Origin of the sequence: Arthrobacter sp. 35/47 (genome assembly GCF_000520475.1) — a bacterium.
GTDB classification, from domain to species: Bacteria; Actinomycetota; Actinomycetes; order Actinomycetales; family Micrococcaceae; genus Arthrobacter_D; species Arthrobacter_D subterraneus.
The window spans coordinates 5,403-21,820 of the sequence record NZ_KI914603.1; the positions used below are offsets into that span (position 1 = coordinate 5,403).

A 16,418-nucleotide genomic window follows, 5' to 3' on the forward strand; every position below is an offset into this window, starting at 1 on the left:
CGCCGTGTCCCCGACCGCGGCGCCGGGCCGTCAAAACCTACGACCCTCAAAAGCCCCGCATCAAGTATAGGTTTATCAATCACCGGTAAATCGCCGACAATTCACAAAGGATTACCCAAAGAAGCTCAGTTTTTCCGCAAGATCAGCACAGGAAAGTTATGATTTCGAAATCAGCTGCAAATCCAATTGCCTGGAGAAACTAGCGCGCTGAATAAAGCGAAATAAATTAGGACGCGTTTCGTGTGGCACGGACTGGGCGGACGCCCGTTTGGGTGTGTGCATCAAGCCGTACAACGACGGCGGAAGTCGGCATGGGCGTGGGCCGGTTCAGCGCCATCTGCGCAAGGGCAAGCAGGAAAACAGGGAAGGAGAGCAGAACGAACGTGAAGAGCGCGTACATGGCAACGATGGCATGCAGCGGAGAGTGGAACAGGCCGGCAAGAAATGAAGCGCTGCCCAGCCACGTCCACAACCAGAACAGTACGACGGCGTACGTCACTGTCCGGGCACGCCGGTATTTCAACGGATAATAGACCCGCCGCCGCTTCATTCTATTTTGACCCCCGGGTCTCGCGGATCCCGCGCCCCGCGAGTTCCTCCCATGATGATAAACCCCGGGAAAGGTTTTGTCGCGCGGCGGTTGCCGGAAAGGAAATGAGGCACCGAATTGTCTTCAGCGCGTGACGGGGGAAGTGGGCTTTTAGCCCTCGCTGCCTCGGTCCTGCACGGCATGCAGGTCCGGCCGGCCGCGGACGTGGCGGTGAGGTTCGGCCAGCTCCTCGATGGCTGCGCGGAGGTGATCGCGCAGTTCGGGGGAGAGCAGTGCCTCGTCCGAGACGAGGGTCCGTTCTATGTCGCGCCCCAGCTCGAGGATTGCACGGCCCTTGTCCGTGATTCGTACTGTCTGGCTCCGCCTGTCGTCGTCGCCCCGCGTCCGCTCGATGTATCCCCTGGACTCAAGCCGGCTGAGGGTTTTTCCGATGGTCTGCGCCTGCACATGCACCAGCTCGGCGAGCTGGGCCTGCCGGAGCGGGCCGACTGATGCCAGCACTCCGAGAGCCGTAAACCCGGCATGGGTGATGTCGAGCTCGGCAAGACGCTGATTCCATGATTGCTCCACCAGGCGGGCCGCCGTGGTGAGGAGTCGCCCTGTGGACCAAGCTGAAAGATCGGGCATGCGATGTAGCCTTCCCTGTTAGCTGTTTATCCATCTAATGATCAGCTTACTTATTATTCACGTGGAATCAACCGTGCAATCCCGGAGTGGTAGCTGTCAACCCCCTAGCGGGTCGCGAGGTGGGCCTTCAGGACGGTCTCCGCGGCGTCGGCGGCATAGCGCCAAGCGTCCGTCATAGCGGCTGAAACGGAGGGCGCAGTGTCGGCCAGGCTGCGGGCGCCGACCACGCCGTGGGCGCTCAGCTCGCTATCCGACAGGGTGATGCGGCCAGCCACGGCGAGGACGGGGAGGCCCAGGTTGCGGGCTCGCTCCGCCAGTCCCAGCGGAGCCTTCCCGAAGGCCGATTGCGCGTCCAGCGAACCCTCGCCCGTAAATACCAAATCGGTCTCTGCAAGCTTCCGGTCCAGCCCTGTCAGACCGGCAACCAGATCGAAACCCGGCTCCAGCGACGCCCTGGTGCAGGCGAGGAACGCCGCGGGGAATCCGCCGGCGGCTCCCGCGCCGGGCTGCTGGACATCAACGCCGGTCGCGTCCAGCAGAACCTGCGCCCACCGGGAGAGCGCGGCATCGAGGGCGTTGCGGAGTGGGGCGTCGGCGCCCTTCTGGGCACCGAAGATGTGCGCGGCGCCGTCCGGGCCGCAGAGCGGGTTCTGTACGTCGACCGCGATGCGCAGCTGGACGCCCTCGAGACGAGAGTCCAGCCCCGAGAGGTCGAGCGACGACGCCCGCGCCAGTGCGAGCCCGCCCAATGGGAGTTCCGCGCCGTCGTCGTCCAGTACCCGTGCGCCGAGGGCGCGGAGCGCCCCGGAGCCGCCGTCGCTCATCGCTGACCCGCCCACGCCGAGCACGATCTCCGAGGCGCCGGCGTCAAGCGCGGTCGCGAGTAGTTCGCCGCTGCCGTAGCAGTGTGCGTTTCCCGCCGCCTCAGAAGTCGGGGTGATGAATTCCAGGCCGCTGGCACGGGCGGTCTCAATCACGGCAGTGGTGCCTGTCAGCGCCCACGGAGCCGTCACCGCGTCCTCGAGCGGACCCCGGACCCGCGTTTCCCGCCGTTCTCCGCCTGCCGCGAGCACGGCCTCCAGCGTTCCCTCGCCCCCGTCTGCGATGGGCTGCACGGAGATTTCGGCATCGGGCAGGACCCGGCGGATGCCGGCGGCCATCGCCTCAGCGGCCTCCGCGCCCGTGAGGGTTCCCTTGAATTTGTCCGGTGCAATGAGAATTCTCATGCTGTTCTAGGCTCCTGCCGATTCGCGGATGATGACTTCACCGGGGATGGGGTCCGGCTGCGCCTGATCGGGGTTCAGGGCCAGGTTTGCGGCCTCCTCGCCCAACTGTTCGAGCGGCAGATGGACAGTGGTGAGCGAAGGGAAGTAGTCGCGCAGCGTGGGGATGTCGTCGAAGCCGGTGACGAGGGCATCCGCCGGCACCGATACCCCGAGTGCCCGCAGGCCGGCGATGGCGCCGATCGCCATGACGTCATTCACCGCGAGCAGGCAGACCCCGTGCTCGCCCTGGAGCTCCTCCCAGCAGCGCTGGGCGGCGTCGAAACCGCCCTCGCGGTTGAAAGCGCTGACGACGACGGCGGTCGGCTCCAGTCCTGCAGTTTCCAGTGCGGAGGTGAATCCGTTGACGCGGTCCCGCGCGGTGTTCAGCTCGGGCGGCCCGGCCAGGATGGCGAACCGCCTGATTCCGAGGGAGACGAGCCGGGTGACGAGGGCGGCGGCGCCGTCCGCATTGCCCACGGGCACCGTCAATCCGGATCCGGGGGAGCCGCCGATGGTCACCACGCGCCCGCCGTTTTGCTGGTACCGGGCGAGCTCCTGTTCCAGGTCGGGATCGGGCTTTGCCCGGCGGGAACCGGCAAGGATGATCGCGTCGGTGCGGTGGGAGGCAAAGGCGCTGACGGCGTCGTGCTCGGCGCTTTCGGAGGGGTCGGTGCTGGCCAGCAGCACCTGGCGGCGGTAGTTCCGGGCGGCGTGCTGCACACCCCGCGCGATTGAGGAGAAGTAGGGGTCCGAGATGTCGTGGACAACCAGGCCGACGAGGCCCGTGGAGGAGCGGGCAAGCGCCTGGGCCTGGGCGTTGGGAACGTAGCCCAGTTCCAGCGCGGCGGCGCGTACGCGCTCCGCGATGTCCTCGGCCGGGCGCCGCGAGGAGCCGTTCAGGACCCGGGATGCCGTGGCGAGGGAAACGCCCGCATGGCGGGCTACGCCGGACAGGGTTACAGCGGCCACCTGGCTCCTTCGGTCGGTTGTTCCGGGTTGTCAGTCGCACGCCGGAGGGGGTTGACGTGGTCCCGGTCACCACTCTATATTGGAAAGCGCTTTCCATACACATTTGAAGTTTTTGTCCCCTATCTGCTGTTAACAGAGCCGCTAAGCAGCAGATAGGCGACAAAAACTCGAACGGCCAACAGGAGTACACGTGACAGAGACCAAGACCATCCGCATCGCGATGAATGGCATCACCGGCCGCATGGGCTACCGCCAGCACCTGCTGCGGTCCATCCTGCCCATCCGGGACCAGGGCGGCATCACGCTCGCTGACGGATCAAAGGTGCAGGTGGAGCCGATCCTCGTGGGTCGCAATGAAGCGAAGATCCGCGACCTTGCCCAGCAGCACAAGGTTGAGCACTGGACCACGGATCTTGACGGCATCATCAACGACCCCACCATCGACGTCGTCTTCGATGCCTCCATGACCTCGCTGCGCGCAGCCACCCTGAAGAAGGCCATGGCCGCCGGCAAGCACATCTACACCGAGAAGCCGACGGCGGAGACCCTCGCCGAGGCCGTCGAGCTGGCCCGCATCGCACAGGAGGCCGGCATCACCGCCGGCGTTGTCCACGACAAGCTGTACCTGCCCGGCCTCGTGAAGCTGCGCCGCCTCGTGGATGAGGGCTTCTTCGGCCGGATCCTCTCGCTGCGCGGTGAATTCGGCTACTGGGTCTTCGAGGGCGACCACCAGCCCGCCCAGCGCCCCTCCTGGAACTACCGCAAGGAAGACGGCGGCGGCATGACCACGGATATGTTCTGCCACTGGAACTACGTGCTCGAGGGCATCATCGGCACCGTCAAGACTGTCAACGCCAACACCGTCACGCACATCCCTGCCCGCTGGGATGAGCAGGGCAAGGAATACAAGGCAACGGCCGACGACGCCGCGTACGGCATCTTCGAATTGGAGACACCCGCCGGCGATCCCGTGCTGGCGCAGATCAACTCCTCCTGGGCCGTCCGGGTCTACCGCGACGAGCTCGTCGAGTTCCAGATCGACGGAACGCACGGCTCGGCGGTCGCCGGCCTGAACAAGTGCGTTGCCCAACAGCGCGCGCACACCCCCAAGCCGGTGTGGAACCCGGACCTGCCCGTCACCGAGTCCTTCCGCGACCAGTGGCAGGAAGTCCCCGCCAACGCCGAACTGGACAACGGCTTCAAGCTGCAGTGGGAGGAGTTCCTCCGCGACGTCTCGGCCGGCCGCGAGCACCGCTTCGGTCTGCTGTCGGCGGCCCGCGGGGTCCAGCTCGCCGAGCTCGGCCTGCAGTCCTCCGCCGAGCGCCGCACCCTCGACATCCCGGAGATCACGCTATGACCTCGCTCTACCTCCCCACCGCCACCGGTTCGCTGGAGCGCTACGAGCTGGCTCCCGCCGTTGAATGGGCCAGGCCGACGGCGCCGCTCACGGCCCGGCACGCGTACGCCGCTGCGCACGTGATCCCGGAGGTCACCGCTGACAATACGCCCGGCGCACCTGCCGTCCTCGACTGGGACACCACGCTCGCCTACCGCCGGGAGCTGTGGTCCTACGGGCTCGGCGTCGCCGACGCCATGGACACCGCTCAGCGCGGCATGGGCCTGGACTGGCCGGCCACGCAGGAACTGATCTGGCGCTCCGGGGCGGAGGCGGCCGCCGTCGTCGGTTCCAATGCGGACGCGACCCGCGGCAAGACCGTCCGCGACCTGCTTGCCTGTGGTGCCGGCACCGACCAGCTGGACCTGGCGAACCTGCCCTCCGGCAGGGCGGGACTGAACGCCGTCGTCGAGGCGTACCGCGAGCAGATCAAGGTGGTGTCCGACGCCGGCGCAAAGGTCATCCTCATGGCTTCCCGTGCGCTCGCTGCAGTCGCGCAGAGCCCGGCCGACTACCAGTACGTGTACGGGATCCTGCTGGCCGAGGCCGACGAGCCCGTCATTCTGCACTGGCTCGGCACCATGTTCGATCCCGCCCTCAACGGATACTGGGGCAACAACGACGTTTCCGCCGCGACGGAGATCTTCCTGGAGCTCATTCGGGCGCAGCCGGAGAAGGTGGACGGCGTGAAGGTGTCCCTGCTGGACGCTTCCCACGAGACGGCGCTGCGCGCAGCCCTCCCCGGGAGCGTCCGCCTCTACACCGGCGACGACTTCAACTACCCGGAACTCATCCACGGCGACGGCACGCACTACTCGGACGCCCTGCTGGGAATCTTCGCGGCGATCTACCCTGCCGCCTCGGCTGCCCTGCAGGCCTACGACGACGGCGAAGCTCACCGCGGGCGGGAAATTCTCGACTCCACGCGGGAACTCGGCAAGCACATCTTCAGCTCGCCGACCTTCTATTACAAGACCGGCGTCGCCTTCCTGTCCTGGGTCAACGCGCACCAGCCCGGGTTCCAGATGGTCGGCGGCCTGCACTCCGGCCGCTCTGCACTGCACCTGGCCGAGACCTTCCGCCTCGCCGACAAGGCCGGGCTGCTGGCCGATCCTGACGTCGCCGCGCACCGGTTCGAATGGCTGCTCGCGAGCTACGGGGTGGGCGCATGAGCCGCCTCTCGCTGAACACAGCGACCACCAAGAACATCACCCTGGCGGACGCTGTCACGCTGTCCGCCGAGGCAGGGCTCACGCATATCGGGCTCTGGCGGGACCGCGTTGCCGAAGCCGGCCTGGACAAGGCCGTGCGGCTCGTGTCCGACGCCGGACTTTCCGTTTCCAGCCTGTGCCGCGGCGGCTTCCTCACCGCCCCCGATGAAGCGGGCCAGGCGGCAGCGCTCGCCGACAACACCCAGGCGATCGTCGAAGCGGCCACGCTGGGCACCCGCGAGCTGATCATGGTGGTGGGCGGGTTACCGGCCGCTGCCGGGCTCATCGGGGGCACCGCCGTCGACCCGTCCGCTCCCGGTGCAAAGGATGTCGCCGCGGCGCGTCAGCGGGTTGCGGATCGGATTTCGGAACTGGTTCCGGTGGCGCAGGAGCACGACGTCCGCCTGGTGCTGGAGCCTCTCCACCCGATGTACGCGGCGGACCGCGCCGTGCTCTCCACACTGGGCCAGGCGCTCGATCTTGCCGCGCCGTTCCCGGCGGAGACTGTCGGCGTCGTCGTCGATACGTTCCATGTGTGGTGGGATCCCGCGCTGGAGGCGTCCATCCGGCGGGCCGGCACCGAGGGCCGTCTGGCGTCCTACCAGGTGTGCGACTGGAACCTGCCGATCGCCGCCGACGCGCTGCTCTCCCGCGGCTACATGGGGGACGGCTACATCGACTTCGAGACGATCACCCGGTGGGTTGCCGCGACCGGGTATGCAGGGCCCGTCGAGGTGGAGATCTTCAACCGGGAGATCTGGGAATCACCGGCAGCGGACGTGCTGGCCACCGTCAAGGCGCGGTACGAGGCGCTCGTGGAGCCGCACCTCTAGCCTTGGCCGTGCGGCCTGTAGCCCTGGCTGCGCGTTTCGAGGGAGCAACCCGGACATTGGTGAGCGACATACCGCATACCGCTCACCGAGGTCCGGCTTCCTCCTTGTCGTGTCCGGGTTGCTCTGACCAGGCACGCCGATCGCTCCGGTGCCCGTCCCTCGCGCCGGCGAGGGCCGTGCGCCTAGGCTGTGCGCATGAGTGAACGCGACGTGTTTATCGAGGCCTTCGGGCGGATCCCCGACGCTGTGTCACAGGCGGTGGAGGGGCTCGACGCCGGCCAGTTGGCCTACCGTCCGGTCCTCGCCGACGGCTCGGGCAGCCCAGGCAACAGCATCGCGTGGCTGATCTGGCATCTCACGCGGGTGCAGGACAACCACGTGGCCGACGCCGCCGGCCGCGGAGAGCTCTGGCTCACCGACGGCTGGGCTGAGAAGTTCGGCCTCGATCTGCCGCGGGAGGACACCGGCTACGGTCACCGGTCCGACGACGTCGGCAGGGTCCGTGTCGACTCCGCCGGGCTGCTCGCTGAATACCACAGGGCGGTCCACGGACGGTCCCTGCAGTTCATCGGCGGGCTCAGCGAGACCGACCTGGACCGGATCGTGGACACCTCCTGGGAACCGCCTGTCACCCTGCGGGTCCGGCTGGTCAGCGTGGTGGAGGACAGCCTGCAGCATGCCGGCCAGGCCGCGTACCTGCGGGGCCTGCTGGTCTGATTGCGTAAAGGCGCCGAGACGCAAAAGCGCCGGGTAGGTGCAGGATCGCCGGGTAGAAGCGGCGACCCTGCACCTATCCGGCGTCTTTGTGATGGTGCGGCGTGACGGCGGCGAGGTTCACAGCCCCGTGACCCGCAACGTGATGTTGAGCCGCCCTTCAAGGCCCAGGGCGGGGTCGGCCGTCCCGGGGTACGTCTTCATCACCCCGTGGTACGCCAGCCGCGATTCACCGCCGAACACGAACAGGTCTCCCGACTCCAGCCGCACGTCCGTCCAGGGCCTGTTCCGGCTCTCGGTGTTCCCGAACCGGAAGAGACAGCTGTCTCCGATGCTCAGCGACACCACGGGTTGAAGGGACTTCTCCTCCCGGTCCTGGTGCATGCCCATCTTCGCCGAGGAGTCGTAGAAGTTGATCAGTGCGGCGTCGGGTTCGTAGCTCTCATCGCGCGCGCCGTACGCGGCCTCGACGGCGTCCCGTCCCAACTCTGCCAGCCACGAAGGGAACTCAGCGACCTGCCCGCCGCCGACGTCGTCCGCTGTTCTGCTGTAGCGGTAGGGCACCCAGTGCCAGCCGAGGCAGACGGTCTGCACCGACATGGTGGATCCGTTCGGCATCCTCGTGTGCCGCATCGGAACCGGGCCCGCGGCCCACTGCCGGCAGGCGGCGACGAGTTCGCGCTGGCGGTCAACGCTCAGCCAGTCGGGGACGTGGACGGCGCCGGGAGCGACGACGGCGGTGTCACGGGGCAGCAGGAAAGCCATGGTTTTATTGTGTGCCATTGTGCGTCCAACCGCCGGGGGATACGCTCGCTTCGACCCGGAACGCCGGAAGGAGACAGGATGCCCAGCCGAGGGAGCTTTCGGGACGGAATGCCCTGCTGGATTGACCTCACCAGTCCAGACACGGCCGGTGCCGCGCGCTTCTACAGCGCCCTGCTGGGGTGGGAAGCCGAGGACCTTGGCGCGGACTACGGGCACTACACGCTGTTCCTCCGGGAGGGCCGGGCCGTCGGCGGGCTGATCGGCAACTCGGAGGGCTCAGGCTTCCCGGACGGCTGGGTCACCTATTTTGCGGCGGCTGACGTGTCGGTGCTCACGGAACTGGCCACGCTGTCAGGAGCCGAGGTCCTGGTGGCTCCGTTCGCCGTCTCGGACCAGGGCAGTGTTGCCCATCTGGCCGACCCCTCCGGTGCAACCTTCGGGCTGTGGCAGGGCAACAAGCTCCGCGGCTTCGGGGTCCACGGTGAGCCGGGTGCTGCCGTGTGGCATGAACTGGTGACCCGTCAGTACCGCCAGTGCATCGACTTCTACACCCGCGTCTTCCAGTGGGAACCCCAGTCGGAAGCCGACACCGAGGACTTTCGGTACACCACGGCGCTTCTGGACGGCGAGCAGCACGCCGGCATCATGGACGGCGCCACCTTCCTGCCGGAGGGCACGCCGTCAGCCTGGGGAGTCTACTTTGGAGTGGCAGACGCGGACGACGCCGCGGCCCGGGTTGCTGAGCTCGGCGGCACCGTAACCGTGGAGCCGCAGGACTCGCCCTACGGCCGGGTCTGCACGGCTACCGATCCCACCGGCGCGGCATTCAGGCTGATTGCGGGCTGACCTCACGCCTGCTGCGTTCGTGACCGCTCACCGGTCGCCTCTTCCCGCAGATAATGCAGTTGCGCCGCCACCGACTGCTCAGCAGCCCGGCGCACAGAAGGGTCGACGTCGGCATATACGCGGTCGGTGACGGAGCCGACGTCGGCGGTCGAGGCTGAGAGGCCCAGCGTCAGGAGCGCTGCACGCACCTGGTCGAGCCGGTCCAGGCGGTGTGCGCGGTACGCGCCGGCGATCTCCGCGAGGTCCGGCAGCACCGGTCCGTGCGCGGGCAGGACCGTTGCGCTGCCCAGCGACTGAAGGAGGTCCAGCGAACGGAGGTAATCACCCAGCGTCCCGTCCGGGTAACTGAGCACCGTGGTGCCGCGGCCGAGGATGGTGTCGCCGGTCAGGACGGAACCGTGCGGGCCGTCGTCGGGCAGGTGAAAGCACACGGAATCGGCGGTGTGCCCCGGTGTCGCGAGGACGTTGATCCGCACCCCGGCTGCCGCGATCACCTCACCGTCGGTGAGCGCCTCGCCGCCGTGGCAGAAGGCCGGATCGAGGGCGCGCACGGGAGCGCCGGTCAGCTCATGGAAGCGTGCACTGGCCTCGGTGTGGTCCGCGTGGTGGTGGGTGATCAGCACCAGCTCCACGGTGCCCGCGGCGTGCAGGGCGGCCAGGTGTTCCTCGTCGAGCGGGCCCGGGTCAACCACCACCACCGCCGGCGAACCGGGGGAGGAAAAAACGTAGGAGTTGGTGCCGTCGAGGCTCATCGGCCCCGGGTTGGGAGCCAGCCGGAAGCGGGTGAGCGGGCTGCTCGGAGTGAGGCCGCCGTCGTCGGGGTTCATCCGCGCTCCGGGCGATCCATCATGGTCCCAAACTACGCCCGCGCGCCTCGAGCAACAACCGCCGGACCTCTTCGTCAGGCACCTGCCCGAAGGCTTCGTAGGCGCTGCCCACGGCCGGCAGGTTCGGGGCCAGCCAGGGGCTGACCACCTCGTCAACCTGCTCGCTCACAACCTGCGCACCGGAGCCGAGAAAAACAGGAGCGGCCGCGACGATCCGCGCCGCACCGGCCTTCCGGAGGGCGGCGACACCGGCGAGCATCGTGGCTCCGGTTGCCACGCCGTCATCCACCAGCACCACCGTCTCACCCTCGACGAGCAGGGGGCCCATGTCCTGGCGGTACAACTGTTCGCGGCGGAGCAGCTCCGCCCGTTCGCGTTCGGCGACTGCGCTGAAGACGGTCTCGGCGTCCCGAACGCCGGCGAGGACCTCCGCGTTGCGCACTGTCTCGATGGTGCCGCCGATCGAGGCGATGGCGCCCATCGCCAGCTCGGGATATTGGGGCACGCCGACCTTCCGGACCAGAACGACGTCGAGCGGGGCGCCAAAGGCGTCCGCGATCACTCCCGCAACCGGAACACCGCCCCGCGGCAGCGCAAGAATCAGGGGTTTGATGCCGCGCAGGACGGCTTGCAAGGACGCAGCAAGCTGCCGACCGGCGTCCTCACGATCGGCGTAACGGTTAGGCTCCTTTTGCGTTCTCAGCATCTTTTACCCTGCTCAACCGAAGGGTCTTTTATTCGAGCTCGGAGGATGATAGACCGACTGTAACGCTATCAACGAGGAGGCGCAGTGACCAGCACCCTGCACACGCTTGCAGAGCTTTACCGGAAGCCCGGCCCATGGGTGACCGTCTATACGGATGCGAGCACCGGGACCGTCGATTCGCTGCATGCAGACGACGTCCGCCCCGAGAATATTGCCACCGCACTTGAGGCTGCGGGCGCGTCGAAGGATGACCGCAAGGCGGTGGCGGAAGCGCTCCGCCAGTCCGCGAAGGGCATGCCGGATCCGGTGGCGCGGTTGATTGTCGCAGCGAACGGAACCGTGGAACTCGACCAGTTCCTTCCCGGCCCGCTTGCGCTGCCGGAGTTCACGTCCGTGAACGGCGTGCCGAACCTGTGCCCGCTGTTGTGGCACCGGCCCGACGACTTCGCCTATGTGGTCGCCGAAGTAGGACGCGACGGCGGTGAAGTCCACCTGCGGCGCGCCAACGATCTGCAGGACGCCAACATGCTGCACATCGAGGGGGATACCGAGAACCTCAAAAAGGTCCCCGGCGGCGGGTGGTCCCAGGGCCGGTACCAGCACCGGACCGAGAACATCTGGAAGGCCAACGCGGCGGATATCGCAGGCGAGATCGACCGTGTGGTCCGCAGCTCCCGGGCCCGGCTCCTGATCGTTGCCGGTGATATCCGTGCCCGCAATCTCGTGGCGGAGCAGCTGAGTGAACAGTCCAAGGAGATCCTCTCCGTCGTCGAAAGCCACAGCCGCACAGAAGGGGCTGACAAGGAGGCCTACGCCCAGGAGATCGAGAAGCGGGTGGCCGAGTGCATCGCGCGCCGGCAGACCCAGTTGCTGGAACGGCTCAACAACCAGAAGGGCCGTCCCAACCCGGAGTCGGCCGAGGGCATCGGATCCGTGGTCCACGCGCTCCAGCAGGCGCAGGTGGACACGCTGTTCCTGGAGACGGCGGGCCTGAACGGCCACCGGCTCCTCGCCCTCGATGCGGAGCCCTGGACCGCGGAAATTGACGGGGAAACAGCGGGAGCGGGCGTGCTCGGAGAAGTGCAGGCGCCGTCGTCGTTGCTGCGTGCTGCGGTACTCACCGACGCTGAGGTGGCACTGTTCCCCTCCGGAGCGCTCGACGGCGGCCCCGTCGCGGCTCTGCTGCGCTGGCCGGTTGGGCCTCCCGTTCCCACAGCGGGCTGATGGCCGGGCGGCTGGTTGCCGACGTCGTCGTGGAGCGGTTGACAGCCTGGGGCGTCAACCGCGTCTTCGGTTACAGCGGCGACGGCATCAACCCGGTGCTCGGTGCGCTCCGGCGTGCCGGTGGACCCGGGTTTGTGCAGGCGCGCCATGAGGAAAACGCCGCGTTCATGGCGGTGGGGCATGCCAAGTACACGGGCGGGGTCGGCGTGGTGCTGGCTACGCAGGGCCCCGGCGCCGTTCACCTCCTCAATGGCCTGTACGACGCGCGGATGGACAGCGTCCCGGTGGTCGCATTCGTGGGCCAGCAGAGCCAGACTGTTCTGGGATCGGCGTACCAGCAGGAAATTGACCTGCTGAGCCTGTTCAAGGACGTCGCTTCCGGGTTCCGGCAGCAGGTGGCAAGCGCGGACCAGGCACCGATGGTCATCGACAGGGCCTTCAAGGCTGCCCTGGCCACCCGGTCTCCCGCCGTCGTAATACTTCCCCACGATGTGCAGCAGGAGCCCGCGCCGGAACTGGAACACGAGCACGGCGTTGTCCCTTCCGCGCCGGTGTGGAGTTCCGGCACGCTGATGCCGCAGGAGCAGGACCTGCACGACGCCGGCACCCTCCTGAACGCCGGATCGAAACTGGCGCTGCTGGTCGGGCAGGGCGCCCGCGGTGCGCAGCCGGAGGTGGAGGCGCTGGCCGAGAAGCTCGGAGCCGCCGTCGTCACCAGCCTGCTCGGCAAGCCCTACGTCAACGAGGCGCTGCCCTATGCGGCGGGCACCATGGGCCACCTCGGCACCAGTGCCAGCGGCTGGGTGATGGCCAACTGCGACACGCTGCTGATCGTGGGGTCCAATGACCCGTGGACCGAGTTCTATCCGCCACCGGGCGCCGCCCGCGCGGTCCAGATCGACCGGGACGCGAAGGCCATCGGCAACCGGTACCCGGTGGAAGTGGCCGTGAACGGGGACGCCGCGGAATCGCTGCGAGCGCTCCTTCCGCTGGTGACCGAGCGCATTGGGTGGCGGGCCGACGTCGAACGCCATGTGGACGCCTGGCGAAGGCTCAGCGAGGCGCGCGCCCTGACCCCGGCCGATCCCATAAATCCGGAGCGGGCTGTGCGGGAACTGAACGGGCGGCTTCCCGGGAACGCGCAGGTGGCGGTGGACGTCGGAAGCTGCGTCTACTGGTACGCCCGGCAGTTGCACCTTCCGCCGGGGGTGCCTGCGCACCTGTCCAGCACGCTCGCGAGCATGGGGTGCGGTCTGCCGTACGGCCTTGCGGCGAAGCTGTCCGAGCCCGGCCGGCCGGTGGTGGTGCTGAGCGGCGACGGCGGCATGCAGATGACCGGCATGGCCGAGCTGATCACCGTCGGCAGGCTATGGAGGAGCTGGGAGAACCCGGTGTTCGCCATCTGCATCCTGAACAACCTGGACCTCGCCGAAGTCAGCTGGGAACAGCGGGAAACTGAGGCCGAGCCGCGTTTCGACGACAGCCAGGACCTCCCGGACGTTGACTACTCCGGCTACGCGAAGCTGCTGGGCCTGGATGGGGTGCGGGTGGAGAATGCTGACGACGTCGGTCCCGCCTGGGACCGGCGCTCGCAGCCGACCGGCCGTTTGTGCTCGATATCCGCACGGATCCGGCGGTGCCGCTGCTGCCGCCGTTTCCCGCGGGGGAGTCGCTGGCGGGGTCGATGGAGGAAGGACTCGCCGCGGAGGGCAACGCGCATGCGCTCATGCTGCTGCGGGAATACGTTCGGCTGGAGCGGGAGGCGCAGCCGTAGGTGCCGCCTGTAGTGCGACGCTAGGCCCGCCGCTCACGCCGGTAGTTCCGGAACGTCAGCAGCAGCCGGTGCGCCGTAATCACGAGCGCCAGCCAGGCCAGGCCCAGTGTCCAAGCGACCGCGACGTCCGTGACCCAGTGGTGCCCGAGATACACCCGCGTTGCCCCCATGATGAACGCGAAGACGACGGCGGCAAGGATGGTCAGCGCCCGCGCACGCTTGGAATGCTGCCGCAGTACCAGCAGGTAGGCGATGATGCCGGAGATGACGACGGCGTTGAGGGTGTGTCCGCTGGGGAACGAAGGCGAGAGCTCGAACGGGGGTACTGCGTATTGCAGGTCCGGCCGCAGCCGTCCGATCGCGTCCTTGCCGAGGACTGTCATGAGCAGCGACCCGCCGGCCCCGACGGCCGTCAGGATGAGCGGGGTGAGGGACCTGCGCACCGCGGTCAGCGCGAGCACGGCGCACACGGCGAGGATGGGCATGCCAACGGGTCCGCCGAGGTGGGTGAACGCCGTCGCCGCGCCGTTGAGCCAGGGTGAGCGCAGGCCGAGTGCGGCGTCGAGCGCGGGCCGGTCCAGGGCCGCGATCCCGTCTTCGTCCGACACCGCTTCATACACCTCGGCGGAGGCCACCGTCAGGGACACCGCCGCGCCAATGCCGACGGCCAGCAGCAGCAGGAGCGTCCAGCGTGGCCCGATCCACTGGGCCACGCCCCGCACGCCCCTGACCAGGAGCCGGCCGACGGGCGTCCTCCACAGGGTCAGGTCGCGGGTGCCGACGTGGTGGTCTTCGTTCTCCGGATCCTGAAACGACATCCTTCGAGGTTAACCCCTTGAACTTTTTGTCGCCTATCTGCTGTCTTGACGGCGTCTTTCCAGCAGAACGGCGACAAAAACTCCAAGGTGGGGGGCCGGTAGGCTGTCGGCATGAGCGAATCCGTCCGTAACCTGCTGCGCGGAGTGCCCGCATTTCCCGGCGGACTGCCGCCGTTTGACCCGGCCGCCGCCCCCGATTCGCCCCTGCGCCTGTTCACCGAGTGGCTCGCCGCAGCGGTCGACGACGGCGTCCCCGCCCCGCACGCGATGACCCTTTCCACAGCCGACGACGACGGCCGGCCCGACGCCCGCATTGTCATCCTCCGGGACCTCGACGAACACGGTTTCTCCTTCGCCACCAGCAGTGACAGCCCCAAGGGCAGGCAGCTGCAGGCGATGCCCTGGGCCGCGCTGACGTTCTTCTGGCAGCCGGTGGGCAGGCAGATCCGCGTCCGCGGACCCGTGACGCAGGGCTCGGTGGAAGAGAACGACGCCGACTTCCGCCGTCGTCATCCCGCCGCACGTGCGCTGGTACTCGCCGGGGAGCAAAGCGCGGTCCTGGAGGAGGGAGAGTCGGTGAGCGCCGCCGTCGAACGTGAGCTGGCGGGAGTTGACCGCAAGGGTTCGCCCACGTGGACCGTCTACACCGTGGCGCCGGAACGGGTGGAGTTCTGGCAGGCGGATGCGGAGCGCCGCCACACCCGGCTGCGCTACGAGCGTGCCGGCAACGGCTGGCGGCGCGAAATCCTCTGGCCGTAGCCCTCCGGGGGGAGTTTTTGTCGCCCAGTTGCGGTTATGGGGCCGTCATAACAGCAGAACGGCGACAAAAACTCGGGAAGGGACGGGTCAGTGGCCGAAGGAGTCCGAGTCGGTGATGTCGGCGTCGCCGCTGTCCAGCGCGGAGAGCGACTCCACCTCATCGGGGGTCAGCTCAAAACCGAACAGGTTGATGTTCTGCTTGATGCGCAGCGGGTTGGCCGACTTGGGGATCGCAACCAGCCCGAGCTGGAGGTGCCACCGGAGGACAATCTGCGCCGGAGTCATGCCGTACTTGTCGGCGAGCCGGTCCACCGCCGGATCCTGCAGGAGGTCGCCGCCCTTCCCGAGCGGGCTCCACGACTCGGTGACAATGCCGTGCCCGGCATGGAAGCTCCGCGACTCAGCGCGGGTATGCCGGGGATCGAGCTGGATCTGGTTGACGTCCGGCACCAGGCCCTCGTCGAGGACCCGCTGCAGGTGCGCGGGCTTGAAATTCGAGACCCCGATGGCCCGGATCAGACCCTCCTCGCGCAGCGCAGCGAGCCCCTTCACCGCATCGACGTAACGGTCCTGGTCCGGATTCGGCCAGTGCACCAGCAGCAGGTCGATGTACTCGACGCCCAGCCGCGCCGCGCTCTGCTCGAACGCTTTCCGCACGCCGTCGACGCTGTGCCACTGCTTGTTGAACTTCGTGGTGATGAAGACCTGGTCCCGCTCAATGCCTGAGCGCCGGATCCCTTCCCCGACGCCGGCCTCGTTGCCGTAATTCTCCGCGGTATCAAACAACCGGTAACCGGCGGAAACAGCCTGTTCGACGGCGGTGGCAGCCTCATCGTCATCGAGCGGCCAGGTGCCGAGACCCAGCACCGGAATGGACACGCCGCTGAGAAGCTTGATGGTAGGTGCCGGTGCGTCAGTCATGGTCTCCTCGTATCGGTTAGTGGTGTCTTCCTCCCCAGCTTTCTAGCTGGGACGGTGATGCGTCAATCCGGACGGTGCCTCTGCAGGCGGGTTGGTGCACACTGGGAGACGTGAGCCACGGCGAAATCCCCTGGGTGCTGCACGTCGATCTTGACCAGTTCATTGCGGCGGTCGAGGTGCTGCGGCGCCCTGAACTGGCGGGCAAGCCGGTCA

17 protein-coding genes are annotated in these 16,418 nt (G+C 67.8%); 8 read left to right on the top strand and 9 right to left on the bottom strand.

Annotated elements, in window-relative coordinates; genetic code table 11:
- Positions 1 to 226 precede the first annotated feature (226 nt).
- The 4 genes from X803_RS0110510 to X803_RS0110525 form a co-directional block, all read right to left on the bottom strand.
- Positions 227 to 550 (bottom strand): hypothetical protein, encoded by a 324-nt coding sequence (locus X803_RS0110510; protein ID WP_156930049.1) that lies wholly within the window; start codon positions 548 to 550, stop codon positions 227 to 229.
- A gap of 150 nt (positions 551 to 700) precedes the next feature.
- Complete coding sequence (locus tag X803_RS19255; RefSeq protein WP_051470664.1) at positions 701 to 1,177, bottom strand: MarR family winged helix-turn-helix transcriptional regulator; 477 nt, start codon at positions 1,175 to 1,177, stop codon at positions 701 to 703.
- A gap of 104 nt (positions 1,178 to 1,281) precedes the next feature.
- Complete coding sequence (locus X803_RS0110520; protein ID WP_026545106.1) at positions 1,282 to 2,403, bottom strand: glycerate kinase; 1,122 nt, start codon at positions 2,401 to 2,403, stop codon at positions 1,282 to 1,284.
- A 6-nt stretch (positions 2,404 to 2,409) separates the two neighbouring features.
- Complete coding sequence (locus X803_RS0110525; RefSeq protein ID WP_026545107.1) at positions 2,410 to 3,411, bottom strand: LacI family DNA-binding transcriptional regulator; 1,002 nt, start codon at positions 3,409 to 3,411, stop codon at positions 2,410 to 2,412.
- 220 nt (positions 3,412 to 3,631) lie between these two features.
- Between X803_RS0110525 and X803_RS0110530 the strand changes: the two genes are divergently transcribed.
- The 4 genes from X803_RS0110530 to X803_RS0110545 all read left to right on the top strand — a co-directional run bounded on the left by X803_RS0110530 (position 3,632) and on the right by X803_RS0110545 (position 7,568).
- Complete coding sequence (locus tag X803_RS0110530) at positions 3,632 to 4,768, top strand: Gfo/Idh/MocA family protein (RefSeq protein ID WP_035778661.1); 1,137 nt, start codon at positions 3,632 to 3,634, stop codon at positions 4,766 to 4,768.
- Positions 4,765 to 5,979: a dihydrodipicolinate synthase family protein gene (locus X803_RS0110535; RefSeq protein WP_026545109.1), complete on the top strand. Its 1,215-nt coding sequence runs from the start codon at positions 4,765 to 4,767 to the stop codon at positions 5,977 to 5,979. The genes X803_RS0110530 and X803_RS0110535 overlap by 4 nt, the downstream gene beginning before the upstream one ends.
- Positions 5,976 to 6,851 carry a sugar phosphate isomerase/epimerase family protein gene (locus X803_RS0110540; RefSeq protein ID WP_026545110.1) on the top strand — a complete coding sequence of 292 codons (876 nt, stop codon included), beginning with the start codon at positions 5,976 to 5,978 and terminating at the stop codon, positions 6,849 to 6,851. Before X803_RS0110535 ends, X803_RS0110540 begins: the two co-directional genes overlap by 4 nt.
- 195 nt (positions 6,852 to 7,046) lie before the next feature.
- On the top strand, positions 7,047 to 7,568 hold the full coding sequence (locus X803_RS0110545) for a mycothiol transferase (RefSeq protein WP_026545111.1): 522 nt from the start codon (positions 7,047 to 7,049) through the stop codon (positions 7,566 to 7,568).
- Positions 7,569 to 7,685: 117 nt separating this feature from the next.
- Here the strand turns inward: X803_RS0110545 and X803_RS0110550 are convergent, their stop codons facing one another.
- The gene (locus X803_RS0110550; RefSeq protein ID WP_253907447.1) at positions 7,686 to 8,348 is read right to left on the bottom strand and encodes an alpha-ketoglutarate-dependent dioxygenase AlkB family protein; all 663 of its coding nucleotides are present in this window, start codon (positions 8,346 to 8,348) and stop codon (positions 7,686 to 7,688) included.
- A 90-nt stretch (positions 8,349 to 8,438) separates the two neighbouring features.
- Between X803_RS0110550 and X803_RS0110555 the strand changes: the two genes are divergently transcribed.
- Complete coding sequence (locus X803_RS0110555; RefSeq protein WP_162149226.1) at positions 8,439 to 9,176, top strand: VOC family protein; 738 nt, start codon at positions 8,439 to 8,441, stop codon at positions 9,174 to 9,176.
- Positions 9,177 to 9,178: 2 nt separating this feature from the next.
- On the opposite strand, the gene X803_RS0110560 is transcribed toward X803_RS0110555, so the two are convergent.
- Both X803_RS0110560 and X803_RS0110565 read right to left on the bottom strand, forming a co-directional pair.
- Positions 9,179 to 10,003, bottom strand: a complete 825-nt coding sequence (locus X803_RS0110560) for an MBL fold metallo-hydrolase (protein WP_026545114.1) — start codon at positions 10,001 to 10,003, stop codon at positions 9,179 to 9,181.
- A 19-nt stretch (positions 10,004 to 10,022) separates the two neighbouring features.
- Entirely contained in the window at positions 10,023 to 10,709 is a 687-nt protein-coding gene (locus X803_RS0110565; protein WP_026545115.1) for a phosphoribosyltransferase, read from the bottom strand.
- 84 nt (positions 10,710 to 10,793) lie between these two features.
- Here X803_RS0110565 and X803_RS0110570 point away from each other — a divergent pair, with 84 nt between their 5' ends.
- Together X803_RS0110570 and X803_RS19260 are read left to right on the top strand one after the other, a co-directional pair.
- Positions 10,794 to 11,933: a baeRF2 domain-containing protein gene (locus tag X803_RS0110570; protein WP_026545116.1), complete on the top strand. Its 1,140-nt coding sequence runs from the start codon at positions 10,794 to 10,796 to the stop codon at positions 11,931 to 11,933.
- Positions 11,933 to 13,720 (top strand): thiamine pyrophosphate-requiring protein, encoded by a 1,788-nt coding sequence (locus tag X803_RS19260; RefSeq protein ID WP_343299619.1) that lies wholly within the window; start codon positions 11,933 to 11,935, stop codon positions 13,718 to 13,720. The genes X803_RS0110570 and X803_RS19260 overlap by 1 nt, the downstream gene beginning before the upstream one ends.
- Before the next feature lie 7 nt (positions 13,721 to 13,727).
- Here X803_RS19260 and X803_RS0110580 read toward each other — a convergent pair whose 3' ends face one another.
- A complete protein-coding gene (locus X803_RS0110580; protein WP_026545117.1) occupies positions 13,728 to 14,525 on the bottom strand; it encodes a phosphatase PAP2 family protein in 798 nt (265 codons plus the stop codon).
- 111 nt (positions 14,526 to 14,636) lie between these two features.
- Here X803_RS0110580 and X803_RS0110585 point away from each other — a divergent pair, with 111 nt between their 5' ends.
- The gene (locus X803_RS0110585; protein WP_026545118.1) at positions 14,637 to 15,284 is read left to right on the top strand and encodes a pyridoxine/pyridoxamine 5'-phosphate oxidase; all 648 of its coding nucleotides are present in this window, start codon (positions 14,637 to 14,639) and stop codon (positions 15,282 to 15,284) included.
- An 87-nt stretch (positions 15,285 to 15,371) separates the two neighbouring features.
- Here X803_RS0110585 and X803_RS0110590 read toward each other — a convergent pair whose 3' ends face one another.
- Complete coding sequence (locus tag X803_RS0110590; protein ID WP_026545119.1) at positions 15,372 to 16,205, bottom strand: aldo/keto reductase; 834 nt, start codon at positions 16,203 to 16,205, stop codon at positions 15,372 to 15,374.
- Between the last annotated feature and the right edge of the window lie 213 nt (positions 16,206 to 16,418).